Annotated in this window: 13 protein-coding genes; 5 read left to right on the forward strand and 8 right to left on the reverse strand. The window is 35.1% G+C overall.

Annotated features, from left to right (window positions below; genetic code table 11):
• Position 1: 1 nt before the first annotated feature.
• From murI to H599_RS0102635, 8 genes are all read right to left on the reverse strand, one after another.
• The gene (gene murI / locus H599_RS0102600) at positions 2–775 is read right to left on the reverse strand and encodes a glutamate racemase (protein WP_026712687.1); all 774 of its coding nucleotides are present in this window, start codon (positions 773–775) and stop codon (positions 2–4) included.
• 112 nt (positions 776–887) lie between these two features.
• Complete coding sequence (locus H599_RS0102605; protein WP_026712688.1) at positions 888–1,388, reverse strand: OmpH family outer membrane protein; 501 nt, start codon at positions 1,386–1,388, stop codon at positions 888–890.
• A 26-nt stretch (positions 1,389–1,414) separates the two neighbouring features.
• On the reverse strand, positions 1,415–2,431 hold the full coding sequence (locus tag H599_RS0102610) for an OmpH family outer membrane protein (protein ID WP_026712689.1): 1,017 nt from the start codon (positions 2,429–2,431) through the stop codon (positions 1,415–1,417).
• Between the two features lie 37 nt (positions 2,432–2,468).
• On the reverse strand, positions 2,469–5,219 hold the full coding sequence (gene bamA, locus H599_RS0102615) for an outer membrane protein assembly factor BamA (protein ID WP_026712690.1): 2,751 nt from the start codon (positions 5,217–5,219) through the stop codon (positions 2,469–2,471).
• Positions 5,152–5,892, reverse strand: coding sequence for an isoprenyl transferase (locus H599_RS0102620; protein ID WP_026712691.1), 741 nt, complete (start codon positions 5,890–5,892; stop codon positions 5,152–5,154). Before H599_RS0102620 ends, bamA begins: the two co-directional genes overlap by 68 nt.
• Before the next feature lie 4 nt (positions 5,893–5,896).
• A complete protein-coding gene (gene porG / locus H599_RS0102625; RefSeq protein WP_026712692.1) occupies positions 5,897–6,580 on the reverse strand; it encodes a type IX secretion system protein PorG in 684 nt (227 codons plus the stop codon).
• Between the two features lie 170 nt (positions 6,581–6,750).
• Positions 6,751–7,635 (reverse strand): NAD kinase, encoded by an 885-nt coding sequence (locus H599_RS0102630; protein WP_026712693.1) that lies wholly within the window; start codon positions 7,633–7,635, stop codon positions 6,751–6,753.
• A 5-nt stretch (positions 7,636–7,640) separates the two neighbouring features.
• Complete coding sequence (locus H599_RS0102635) at positions 7,641–8,297, reverse strand: CBS domain-containing protein (protein ID WP_026712694.1); 657 nt, start codon at positions 8,295–8,297, stop codon at positions 7,641–7,643.
• Between the two features lie 115 nt (positions 8,298–8,412).
• Between H599_RS0102635 and H599_RS0102640 the strand changes: the two genes are divergently transcribed.
• The 5 genes from H599_RS0102640 (at position 8,413) to H599_RS0102660 (ending at position 13,617) form a co-directional block, all read left to right on the forward strand.
• The gene (locus H599_RS0102640) at positions 8,413–9,126 is read left to right on the forward strand and encodes a pyridoxine 5'-phosphate synthase (protein WP_026712695.1); all 714 of its coding nucleotides are present in this window, start codon (positions 8,413–8,415) and stop codon (positions 9,124–9,126) included.
• A gap of 128 nt (positions 9,127–9,254) precedes the next feature.
• Positions 9,255–10,016, forward strand: a complete 762-nt coding sequence (locus H599_RS0102645) for an alpha/beta fold hydrolase (protein ID WP_026712696.1) — start codon at positions 9,255–9,257, stop codon at positions 10,014–10,016.
• A 144-nt stretch (positions 10,017–10,160) separates the two neighbouring features.
• A complete protein-coding gene (locus H599_RS0102650; RefSeq protein ID WP_081810490.1) occupies positions 10,161–11,258 on the forward strand; it encodes a glycoside hydrolase family 43 protein in 1,098 nt (365 codons plus the stop codon).
• 13 nt (positions 11,259–11,271) lie between these two features.
• Positions 11,272–13,188 carry a family 43 glycosylhydrolase gene (locus tag H599_RS20475; protein WP_155960730.1) on the forward strand — a complete coding sequence of 639 codons (1,917 nt, stop codon included), beginning with the start codon at positions 11,272–11,274 and terminating at the stop codon, positions 13,186–13,188.
• Positions 13,189–13,275: 87 nt separating this feature from the next.
• Entirely contained in the window at positions 13,276–13,617 is a 342-nt protein-coding gene (locus H599_RS0102660) for a phage holin family protein (RefSeq protein ID WP_026712699.1), read from the forward strand.
• Positions 13,618–13,678: the final 61 nt, after the last annotated feature.

A 13,678-nucleotide genomic window follows, 5' to 3' on the forward strand; every position in this document is an offset into this window, starting at 1 on the left:
GTTAAAAATCTTTTTCTTGTACTATGTACTCGCTGCCCAGGATGTTCTCTAAAACTTTTGGGTTGGTATTGGTATAAAAAATGGGCTCGTTGTTGTTATCCGGATTAAAACCGATTTCTTTTAATATATTTTGCGTTTGTCTTGCCACGGCCAAACCAGAATCGATTATCTGAATATGATTGGGGATAATTTTTCTTATTTGAGGGATGAGATAGGGATAATGACTGCAGCCCAGTACAAGAAAATCGATATTGGCTTCAATCATTGGATTTAAATAGGAGCGAAGCAATTGTTCCATTTCAGGAGAATCGATTTGACCATTTTCAATGAGTTCGACTAATCCATAACCAATTTGTTCAATGATTTTAGTTTCAAAGAACATTTCGGTGGTTTTGTTAAATAACTCGCTGTTTAGGGTTCCTTTTGTAGCCAGAATGCCTATTATTTGGGTTTTGGAGTTTATGGCAGCTGGTTTTATGGCAGGTTCGATACCAATGAATGGAACATTGTATTTTGCTCTTAATTCTCTGATGGCATTGGTGGTTGCCGTATTGCAGGCTACAACGATTAATTTGCAACCCATGTCGAGTAAAAAATCGGTGTTTTTCATACTTAACCGAATGATTTCTTCTTTGGATTTTTCTCCATAAGGAGCGTTTTTGCTGTCGGCTAAATAGATTGTTTTTTCGTTAGGTAAAAGATGATGTATCTCTTTCCAAATCGAAGTTCCTCCAATGCCGGAGTCAAAAACACCTATGGGTTGTTTGTTGTCCATTGCAACAAATTTAATAGCTATGAATTAATTTTCCTAAAAATAAGCTGTAAAAAAACCGCTCGTTTTTGCATACAAAAAGAGCGGTTTTTTAATATGTTTTAGAATCAGAATCTTAGAATCCTAAATCTTTTTTAACGTCAGCAGTGATGTTTGGACCATCAGCTAATAAAAGTGAAGAACCGTCTAAAACGTATTGGAAGCCTTTAGCTTTACCTACTTTTTGGATAGAAGCTCTTACTTTTTCCATTAATGGTTTTACGATGTCAGATTCTTTTTGTTGCAATTCTTTTTGAGCGTTATCTCTAAAGTCAACAATTCTTTTTTGCATGTCCTGAACCTCTTTAGAACGTTCTCCGTTTACAGCGTCAGTTACTGTAGAAGATTCAGCTTCGTATTTTTTTAATTTAGCCTGGTATTCTTCTACCATTTTTTTGTAATCGGCGTCGTATGTAGTGCTGAGTTTTTCTAATTGGTTTTGAGCATCTAGCATAGCCGGCATTTTTGCCATAATCTCACTAACATCTACATGGGCAGTCTTTGCTTGTGCATTGATGGTTTGGTTTGCTCCTAAAACGAAAAGAGCGGCAATTAATAAAGTTTTAATTTGTTTCATTGGTTTTAAAATATTAAGTAATTAATTTATTGTTTTAATTTTTCTTCTCTAGCTTTTTTGATAGAGTCTCTTTCTCGGATAATTTTTAATCTTCTTTCTTCTAATGCTTTTTTACGGTCTTCAATAATTTTTTTTCTTTCTTCCAGTGTTTTAGCTTTTGTTTCTTCTGCTTTTTGTCGGGCTAATTCGGCTTCTGTTGGAGCATTTGTAGCGGTGGTGTCTTTTTTAACTGTTGTTTTAGCAGTAGTCACAGCGGCTGCTGTTTTAGCTGTTTCAGAAACCGTGCCATTTTTTTTAGCGGCTCTTTCGTCTAATATTTTTTGTCTTCTTTCTTCGTATTCTTTCTTCTTTTGTTCTATAGCAGCTTTTCTGTCGGCCATAATTTTATCTCTTGCCGCTTTTCTTTCGTCTAAGATTCTTTGTCTTTCGGCAAGTTCCGGATTATCGGATATAGCATCTTCTTTATTTTCTTTTTCCTGTTCGGCTGCTAATTCCTTTTTGCTTAGCTGTTCTCTTTTTTCAGTTCGGTTAATGACTCTTAACACCTGATCGCTGATGTCAAATCGTTTGTCGGCGAAAAGCAGCGTTAAGTCAGAGGATTTGTCAAATATGAAATCATATTTTTTTGCTTCAGCAATGTCCTGAACGGCAGTAAAAACCTGATCCTGTATCGGTTTGGCTAATAATGCTTTTTGATTCATTAATAAGCCGTTTGGGCCAAAACGTTTTTGTTGTAAATCTAATAATTCGTTTTCCAGAAACGTGATTTCGGTTTCTCTTTCTTCGATTAATGATTTAGTTAAAAGCGGCTTCTCGGCTGCGAGGGCTTCTTTAACCTTGTTAATTTCTGTTTTTTTAGCTTCTGTTTCCTGTCTCCATTTCTCTGCTTTTTCTTCCAGAAGCGCATTCGATTCCTTATAGCTATTTACATTTTCTAAAATGTATTCCATGTCTATAAAACCCACACGGTTGCCACGTGCCTGCGCGCTAAGGCTGTTGCTGGCTAAAGCGGCTAAAAATAGAAATAAAAAATGTTTTCTCATAGCTTTTAAGTATTAGAAAAAATCAGAAACCAATTTTTTAGAATTGCTGTCCAATGATGAAATGGGTTTGCCATCCGCTAGGTGTTGTTGTTCCTGGCATAGCATCAAATCCGTGACCAAAATCAATTCCTAATAAACCAAATGCCGGCATGAATACTCTCAGACCCACACCCGCCGAACGTTTAATGTCAAACGGATTGTAAGTTTTAAAGCTTTCAAATGAATTACCCGCTTCTAAAAATGCTAAGGCATAAATTGAGGCTGCTGCTTTTAATGTTATAGGATAACGTAATTCCATAGAGAATTTATTATATACTGTAGCTCCAATTTGTTGCCCGGCACTATTGATTGGGGTTAAAGAGTTGTTTTGGTAACCTCTCAACTGTACCGTTTCTCTACCATCCATAGAGTAGTTAGCCATTCCGTCTCCTCCTACATAAAAACGTTCAAAAGGAACCAGTCCTCTGTCCTGATTGTAGGCACCCAGGAATCCAAATTCAGTTAATGTTCTTAAAACAAATTTACCATAAACTTTTGTATACCAGTCGGCTTTGAATTTAATTTTATAATATTCCAGCCAATTAAATTTCTTTTGATCCACTTTAGAGGCATCTGCCGAAGCATCGTCAGCAGAAGTAGCTTTGGTATATACTCCGGATCCGCTATAGGTTTCTTTTAAATATTCCCCATTAGTGTAAGTGTAATTTTGATCCAATGTTACACGAGTTGGATTAGAAGAATCATATTGTAATTTGTTTTCTTTCTGGTTTTTTAAGTTGGCATAATCCACACCGTTGAATAAGGAATAAGGAGGGGTAACTTTAGCCGAAATACTAAATTCAGAACCATAATTTGGGAAAATTGGATTTACCCCTTTGTTACTTCTCGAAAGTCCAATAGTGTAAGCAAAGTTTTTAGATGATCCGTCTCCAAAAGTAAACAAACCGGTATTGTAATTGTTCAAATCATAGTTTTGGTAACTAATTGCCTGTGACAATACAAAGAAATCATCCGGAACGGTTAATCTTTTAGCAAGTCCTACCGATACGGTAAAGATGTTAAAGCTTTTTGATTTATCTACTTTGTAAGTAATATAGTTGTTTAAGAATTGCTTACTGTATGAAATCGAGGTACTAAATTGTACTGGTTTTTTTTGTCCAAACCAAGGCTCAGAGAAAGAAACACTATAAGTTTGGAAATAAGTACTTCCCTGTAAACGTAAAGAAACTTTTTGACCGTCTCCCATTGGAAGTGGTTTGTAGGCGGCTTTGTTTCCAATGTTTCTGGCTGAAAAGTTATTGAACGAAAGTCCTAAGGTTCCAATGAAACCTCCGCCTCCGTAACCTCCCTGAAGTTCGATTTGGCTCGATCCTTTTTCTACTAAGTTGTATTCGATGTCAACCGTTCCGGCAGCACCATCAACGTTTTTGAATTTTGGATCAATCGCTTCCGGGTCAAAATAACCTAATTGTCCAATTTCACGAACGGTTCTTACCAATTCTTCTTTGCTGTATTTTTCTCCTGGTTTTGTTCTTAATTCACGGTAAATAACGCGGTCATTGGTTTTGTCATTTCCTACTACTGTAATGTGGTTAAAATAGGCAATCGGTCCTTCGGTGATTCTGATTTCGAAATCAATTGTGTCGTTAGCCGTTTTTACCTCAACCGGATTGATGCTTGAGAACAAATATCCGTTGTTTTGGTATAAATTAGTAATGTCTTCTCCATCCGGTTTTGTTTTGTCGGCAATTCTTTTTTCTAATAAAACACCGTTGTAAGTTTCTCCTTTTTTGATGCCTAAATAACGATTTAATTGTTGGTCAGAATATACGGTGTTTCCTAAGAATTTGATGTTTCCAAAGTAATATTTGTTCCCTTCTTCAACATGAATCTTAATAGCCAGCTTGTTTTTTTCTTTATTGTAAGTTACGCTGTCCGAAACAATTCGGGCATCACGATAACCTTTTTCTTTGTAGGTTTCGATTACTTTTTCTAAGTCTTCTTTGTATTTGTCTTTTACAAATTTAGAAGCTTTTAGTAATCGGATAGGATTTCTTTGTTTGGTGTTTTTCATGGCCTTGCGCAGGCTTTTGTCTGTCAACTTGCTGTTGCCCACGAAATCAATATGGCTGATTTTAATTTTATCACCTTTGTCAACGCTAACCACCATATTTACTAAATTACCGGCAGTAGTGTCTTTTACAGTATTGATATTAACTTTGGTGTTAAAATAACCGTCTTTTTTGTATTTGTTTTCAATGTAATTTTTAGTTGTGGTAATGAGGTTTTCATTGACTACTTTTCCTTTTGTCAAACCATTGTCTTTGATGAAGGTTTCGGTTTTTCCTTTTTTAACGCCAACAAATTTTACGTCATTTAGTTTAGGAAGTTCCTTAATGTCCAGATCCAGATAAATACTATCGTTGTCGATGTGATTGATGTAAAATGCAATTTCATCAAAAAGCCCCAGTTTTCCCAGTTTTTTGATGGCTGCACTAATTTGTTCTCCGGGTACGGTGATTTCCTGGCCTTTTTGCAAACCGGCAAATGTTACCACGGTTTGGTCATTAAAACTAAGTTTGTTAGTGAGTTCAACTTTAGCCAATATGTATTTTTTACCTTGGTCGAATGGTACTCTGTCTTGTGCCTTTATTTGTGAAAAACTACCCAAAAAAACAAGGGTAAGTAATGCTTTGATACTCTTATTCAACACTAAAAAATTATTTAATTTGTTCACTTGTTTTTCCAAATCTACGTTCTCTTTTTTGATAACTAATAAGCGCCTCATAAAGGTGCTCCTCTCTGAAATCAGGCCACATAACTTCAGAAAAAAACAATTCAGCATAAGCAATTTGCCATAATAGAAAATTGCTTATCCTGTGTTCTCCACTCGTTCTGATTAATAAATCTACATCAGGTAAATTTTGCGTGTAAAGATGCTTATTAATAATTGAATCGTCAATAGAATCGATTGAAATTATATTATTTTTAACTTTATCTGCAATCTTTTTTACAGCGCTAACTATTTCTTCTCTGGAACCATAACTGAGGGCAAGTGTCAGGGTCATTTGAGTATTATTCTTGGTCTTTTCCATCACCTCCAGAAGCTCTTTCTGAGCCGATTTTGGCATCATATCGAGATTCCCGATGGCGTTAAGTCGGATGTTGTTGTTTTGCAAAGTAATTAATTCTTTTTGCAAAGATTTAATCAATAACTTCATTAAGGTTTCAACCTCTAATTTAGGCCGGTTCCAGTTTTCGGTCGAAAAGGCATATAAAGTCAGGTTTTCAATTCCTAATTTTGCACAGTTCTCGATGGTGATTCGTACTGATTTGGTGCCGTTTTCGTGGCCAATTGTTCTTAAAAGACCTTGTTGTTTAGCCCATCGCCCATTGCCGTCCATGATAATGGCAAGGTGTTTTGGGAGATTATCTTTATTTATTGTATTTAATACACTCATTTTTTTATTGCGGACAATAGCAGGGTTTTTCGCCAAAGGTATAGGTTAATGTTATACCTGAGAAAACATACCAATCATTATTATTTAAATTTCCAAACCGAAATGCACTCAGATTTTCTTTTTTAGGATTGCTCCCGTCAAGATTGTCCGAAAATGTATATCGGGCTCCTACTTCAGCTCCAAGTACCAAACTTCTGGAAATATTTGTTTTTATTCCAAGAATCATTGGGATTGCAATGGAGTTCTTTCTGTTTATTTTTTTTGTTTCTCCTAATTCAATATACATATTTTCATACGTAAAGAAATTCACTCCGGAGCTTACATAAGGGGTGAATTTTTGTGCTAAAGTATGAAGATTGAAATCAAAAAAGTTGAATTCAAGCCCTAAAGATAGTTCTTTTATGCTATTTTCAAAATTATAGCCTCTCAGACTTCTGCCGGGTTCTTCAGAATCCAGATCGTCAGCACTTATTGTTGACTGCATGTAGGAAATTCTCCAAGCATGTCTCGGACTTCTGTTCCATTTGTACAAAACTCCAAAAGCAAGCTCATTTGGAGCAATATAGGTAGTTTTGCCCACATCGCCAATGTAGTTGCTGCCACCCAGAAAAACACCTATTTCATGTATTTGAGCCTGTGCTTTTGTGCATAGAAAAAAAACTACCAGTACGCTTAAAATTTTTTTCATTTTCATAGAAAATTGCCTGCAAATATAATAATTATCAATACGAATCAATGCCCAATAAAATAAATGTACTTTTTTTTGAAAAAAGATACGCTTGTTTTAATGGGAATTTGTTTTTTGTTGTACTAAAACGCTAAAAACGAATGATATTGTATAAATGGCAACTGAAAAAATTAATTTCTTTTGTCTTCTCCCCAAAGCAATTTACTTCTTAAGGTTTTTAAGAAGGTTTCATTGGGAATTTCGACCATGTTAATTTGAAAAGGGGTTTTCTTTACCGTTAAAATGGTTTCATTGCCTACTGATGTAATTCTGGAATCAAGAGAAACCAAATAATTTTCTTCCCTGCCGGATACTTTTAGTTTAATTTCGGTATCGTCAGGAATTACCAGAGGTCTGGCATTCAGGTTATGTGGAGCAATAGGAGTGATTACTAAACTGGTAACATCCGGCGTAAGTATTGGTCCTCCGCAACTTAAAGAATAGCCTGTAGAACCCGTCGGAGTTGAAATAATTAAGCCATCAGCCCAATAGGAATTTAAGATTTCGCCATTCAGATAGGTATCAATAGTAATCATCGAAGTAGTGTCTTTTCGGCTCACCGAAACTTCATTCATGGCAAAGTTAATATCGTTTAAAGCTTCGTTCTCTGGCGAAGAAGTAAGGCTTAATAAGGTTCTTTTAGAAAGGGTGTATTTTTTGTCAAGAACCATTTGTAAAAATTCATCGATATTTTCTTTTTGTACTGTGGCAAGAAAACCCAGTCTTCCGGCGTTGATTCCTAAAATTGGAATGCCGGAATTTCTAACTAAAGTGGCTGCTCTTAAAATAGTTCCGTCACCGCCAATGCTGAGTAACATGTCAAAACTGGAATCCAGTTCGGTATGCGAACAAAAAGTTTTGTATTCTTTTTCGATGATTTTTTTTTCCTGAATTAAAGCCAGAAAATTGGATTCGATAACAATTTCGATATTTCTTTTGTTAAAAAAAACGAAGATGTCTTTGATGATAGGTTCTGTACTATTTTGATAATATTGACCGTAAATGGCTATTTTCATTGAGGTTACATGTTAAGATATTTGTCTAAATAGTCTGAACGTTCTTTTAAATTAGCGATATAAGAATCTTCGTGATGTTCGGATATGATTTCGTAATTGTATCTTCTGAAAGTCTGGATAATTTCGTTGATAGCTCCTGAGCTTATTTTTATGGTAATTTCCACACTGTTGATATCCGATTCAGAGATGAACAAACCCAGAAGTTTTCCGTTGTTGCTTTCAACAATCTGCGTGATTTGGCTCATGGAATAATCTAAAATCCCTTTTCTGATTTTAATGATAACCCCTTGCTCTTTAATAAAAGGAGTCTGGTGGAAGAAATTAATAATATCCTCCATTTCGTAGTAGCCTACATATTTGTTGTTTTCGTCTAAAACCGGAATCAAATTAGAATGATTTTTGGCAAAAACTTCTAAAACTTCTAACCAAAGCGCATCGGTTCTGATGAAAAAAGTTTCCAGGCTGTATTTGTAGTCGGCGACTTTTTTTTGTTCATCAAAAGTTTCCACATCTTCTGCCGAAATACTTCCGATATAAACGCCATGTTCGACAACAGGGAAATGCGAAAAATTGAAATCGCTCAAAAAATCTCTTGCGACCTCAATAGTTTCCTGACTGTCAATAGGTTTGAAATCATTTGTTATGTAATTTGTAATTTCCATTTTCTTTGAGGGCTCAATTTTTATGCAAAATAATCAAAAAAAGGCAAAAACGCCTAGCTTTTACTTTGTATTTTTGTAACCAAAATATAGTTTTTCGTAATCAAAATACGTTCTAATGACAAAATTAAGTGTAAACATCAATAAAATAGCTACTTTGCGTAATGCACGCGGTGGAAATGTACCCGATTTATTAAAAGTAGCCAGCGATATTCAAAAATTTGGGGGACAGGGAATCACTATTCATCCACGTCCCGATGAGCGTCACATTCGTTATCAGGATGCCCGCGATTTGAAAGCGATAGTTTATACCGAATACAATATTGAAGGCAATCCGCAGCATAATTTTGTGGATTTAGTTTTGGAGTGCAAACCGGATCAGGTGACTTTAGTGCCGGATGCTATCGGAGCGATTACTTCTTCTGCAGGTTGGGATACCGTAAAAAATCAGGCTTATTTAACCGAAATGATTCAGGAATTTCAAAACAACGGAATCCGTACTTCTATTTTTGTGGATCCCGTTTTGGAAATGATTGAAGGTGCTAAGAAAACTGGAACTGACCGCATTGAATTGTATACCGAATCTTTTGCTCATCAATACAGTTTAGGAAACGAAAAAGGAATTGATCTGTATGTGACCGCAGCCAAATTGGCTAACGAATTAGAATTAGGAATCAACGCCGGACATGATTTGAGTTTGGATAATATTCAGTTTTTTAAACAAAATATTCCGGGATTATTGGAAGTTTCCATCGGTCACGCATTGATTTCCGAAGCTTTATATCTTGGTTTGGAAAACGTAGTGAACATGTACTTGCGAAAATTAAAATAATTTTTGTTTCACAAAGATACGTCAAGGATTTCGCAGAGAGTAACAAAGAAGGAGTGGTTTTAAATAGCTTAGTGTATCTCTGTGTCTGTTTTGTGAATCTCTGCGAAATAATTTTTAAAATCTAATAAATGTTATATTCAAAAATAGAAGGCGAAGGAAAACCTTTTTTAATTATACACGGATTTCTGGGAATGTCAGACAATTGGAAAACCTTAGGGCAGCAGTTTGCCAGCGAAGGTTTTCAGGTGCACATGCTGGATATGCGCAATCACGGGCGCAGTTTTCAGTCGGATGAATTTAATTATGAGTTGATGGTTGAGGATGTTTTTGCCTATTGTCAGGAACATGCTTTAGAGAATATCAACATTTTAGGTCATTCTATGGGCGGGAAAATTGCTATGCTTTTTGCTACGCGTTTCCCTGATTTAGTCGATAAGTTAATCGTGGCCGATATTGGTCCAAAATATTATGCACCACACCACCAAGCTATTTTAGCTGCTTTGAATGCGGTTGATTTCTCTGTAAAACCAACTAGAGCAGAGGTGGAAGCAATTATTGGTCAGTATATCCATGATTTTGGAACCAAACAATTTTTATTAAAAAACCTTTATTGGCTGGAACCGGGACAATTAGCATTCCGTTTTAATCTGGCTGTTTTTAATGAAAAAATTGAGGAAATTGGTGTGGCATTACCAAATGGATTAGTATTCGATAAACCTACATTGTTTATTCGCGGAGGGAATTCGGATTATGTTTTAGATTCGGATATTGAAAGTATCAGAGAACATTTTCCGCTGATGCAATTAAAAACTATACCAAATGCCGGACATTGGTTGCATGCTGAGAATCCTGCTTTGTTTTATCAAATGGTAATTTCGTTTTTGAAATAATCTTTTCGATTTTAAGAATATAGAAACAGTAACTTTTTTTGAAGTTGCTGTTTTTTTTTTATTTGTTATTTTGATAAATGTAAAAAAAACACTTAAGTTTGTTACCTAACTAAAATTAACCATAAAATCTATAAACCAATTCAAATGAAAATATTCAATCTTTTTTTAGGGCAACATAAAATTGTCAAACAGTTGGCAATGCTTTTGGGAGGCATTTTTCTTTTTTCTGCCTGTAGTTCGGTGAAAAACGGAAAAAGTAATACCTCAAAAGACAAAATGGCCGCCTATTTACTAACTTATTTTAAAGACGACACTCACGGATTATACTTTGCTTTGAGTAAAGACGGCTATACTTTTACCGATGTGAATAATGCCAAGCCCGTAATTGCGGGCGATACGATTGCTGAACAAAAAGGAATTCGGGATCCTTATATCATGCGCGGTAACGACGGTTATTTTTATATTGCGATGACTGATTTGCATATTTATGGCAAACAAAAAGGCTATCGCGATACCGAGTGGGAGCGTCCGGGAGAAAAATACGACTGGGGAAATAACCGTGATTTGGTTTTGATGAAATCCAAAGATTTGATTCATTGGTCGCATTCTATTTTAGATATCGATAAGGCTTATCCGGAATGGAATGTAGGTTGTGTTTGGGCGCCTGAGCTGATTTATGATGAAGCAAAGGACAGAATTATGATTTATTTTACGATGCGAAAAGGAAAAGGGAAAACTAAGTTGTATTATGCCTATATGAATAAAGATTTTACAGCTTTGGAAACCACTCCTGAAATTCTTTTTGAATATCCTGATAGTACGAAACAGATTTTGGATGCAGACATTACCAAACTGCCTGATGGAAGATTTTGTATGATGTATGTAGCTCAGGAAAATCCGGGTGGTATAAAAATGGCATTTTCAAAAAGTATTAACTCGGGTTATGTATATCAGCCGGAACAAATTGATTTTGAAAAGAAATCATGTGAAGCGCCAAATGTTTTTAAACGTTTAAGTGATAATAAATGGGTGCTGATGTACGATATTTTTAGTGTAAACCCACATAATTTCGGGTTTGCTGAAACTAGTGATTTTAAAAATTTCACCAATTTGGGGCATTTTGATGAGGGAGTTATGAAGCGTACTAATTTTTCAGTTCAAAAACACGGAGCGGTGATCCATTTGACTAAAAAAGAAGCCGAACGTTTGGCCAAACATTGGAATTTGAATTTTTTATTTTAAGAATTAGAAAAGTATGAAAAAAGTATATAAAATTGTCTTTTTTACGGTATTAAGTTTATCCAATTTGTACGCTCAAAACAAAGATTTTAAAGGCTATCTTTTTGCTTATTTTGAAGGAAAAGGTGCTGCCAGTCAGCAGGAACAGTTGCGTTTTGCTGTGAGTGAAGATGCGGTAAACTGGAGAGCATTAAATAATAATGAATCTATTATATCGTCAAAAGATATTTCTAATACCGGCGGAATTCGTGACCCGCATATTCTTAGAAAAGCAGATGGAAACGGATTTTATATCGTTGCAACTGATATGAATACTAAGAAAAATGGATGGGATTATAATCCTGGAATCGTCCTGATGCAATCAAAAAATCTTTTGGACTGGAAATCATCGGTTATTGATTTGGAAAAATTATATCCTAAGAAATTTAAGGATATCAAATGGGTTTGGGCACCGCAAACTTTTTACGATGCAAAAGCCAAAAAGTATTTGGTATACTTTACGGTACGTTTCAAATACAATGAAAAATTGGATTTTTATTGTGCCTATGCCAATAAAGATTTTACTGCTCTGGAAGCAGAACCAAAATTATTGTACAGTGCCAAAGATGGTGCTATTGATGGCGATATCATTTATAAAGACGGAGTGTATCATTTGTTTTATAAAGGAAATACCAAAGATGCAAACGGAAAAGAAATAAAAAACGGAATTAAACAAGCAACAAGTAAAAAACTCTTAGGACCTTGGAAAGAAAGTTTTGAGTACTTGGATGCTTATGCGAATGATAAAACCGGTGTAGAAGGTTCTTCTGTATTTAAATTAAATAACAGTGATGAGTATATTTTGATGTATGATTTGTATTCAAGCGGGCGATATGAGTTTCAGCGTTCTAAAGATTTGTATCATTTTACTGAAAAGACCGAATCTTTTACTAAAGATTTCTTTCCGAGACACGGAAGTGTGATTAGTATAACTAAGGAAGAAGCACAACAATTGAACGAAAAATGGGGTGGAGTGCCTCAAAGTTTGTTGTTGTCAGAAGACGGATTGTATCGTTTTCAATCCACAGGGAATCCGATTATCAAGCATAAATATACCGCAGATCCTGCCGCTTTCGTGGAGAACGATACTTTGTGGTTGTTTACCGGACATGATTTTGAAGGTGGACAAAAGGGTTATAAATTGAAAGATTGGTTGGTTTTTTCAACGACCGATTTGGAAAATTGGACCGAATATCCTGTTCCGTTGAAAATAGAAGATTTTAAATGGGATAAAACCAATGATGCTTATGCCGGACAAGCCATTAAAAGAAATGGAAAGTATTATTGGTATATCAGTACCAATGGTTCCGGAATAGGTGTAGCAGTAGCTGATAGGCCTCAAGGTCCTTATAAAGATGCAATTGGGAAACCACTTTTAACAAATGCTGATTGTTTTGCTTCTACTCATGGTTGGACTTGTATCGATCCTGCTGTTTTTATTGATGATGACGGGCAAGCCTGGTTGTTTTGGGGGAATGGGGTTTGTTATTATGCCAAACTAAAAGAAAATATGATTGAAATTGATGGTCCGGTTAAGAAAATTGATTTTAATGGATTACAATTTACCGAAGCGCCTTGGGTACACAAAAAGAATGGTAAATATTACCTGAGTTATGCCAGCGGTTTTCCGGAAAAAATAGCATACGCTATGGCAGATTCTATTGAAGGACCTTATGAATATCAAGGAATATTAAACGAAATTGCCGGAAATTCTAACACCAATCATCAGGCGATTTTAGAGTTTAAAGGGAAACCTTATTTTATTTATCACAACGGTGCCATTCAAACTAACGGCGGAAGTTACAGCCGCTCGGTTTGTATTGATCAATTAGAATATAATACTGATGGGAGTTTAAAAAGAGTTATGATGACTTCTGAAGGTGTTTCAAAATAAGATTCTAAACAGATTACAGCAATTTCTTTTTAAAACAAATTGCTGTAATCTAAAAAAGAGTATTTTTGACCTATTAAAATACGGTAAATGAAATTAATTTTAAGAGTACTTACTACTTCCATTTTGGTATTACTGATTTCGCACTTTATGAAAGGCGTTCATGTAGCCAGTTTTTCAACAGCCATTTTTGTAGCTATTGTTTTGGGCTTGCTGAATATTTTTATCAAACCTATTTTGGTTTTGTTTACGTTGCCAATTACTTTTGTTACATTAGGATTATTTTTGCTGGTTATTAATGGTTTGATTATTATACTTTGCGATAATATTGTGGGAGGTTTTGATGTAGATACTTTTTTTACAGCGCTGTTATTCAGTATTATTTTGTCGGTTTCCCAATCGATTGTCAATCTTTTTATCGGAGATAAGTAAAATTAGAAAGTATAAAAAAAGCATAAATGACTTTGGCTTTTATTTATACAATATAAAAAAT

This window comes from Flavobacterium daejeonense DSM 17708, assembly GCF_000425425.1.
Lineage (GTDB): Bacteria > Bacteroidota > Bacteroidia > Flavobacteriales > Flavobacteriaceae > Flavobacterium > Flavobacterium daejeonense.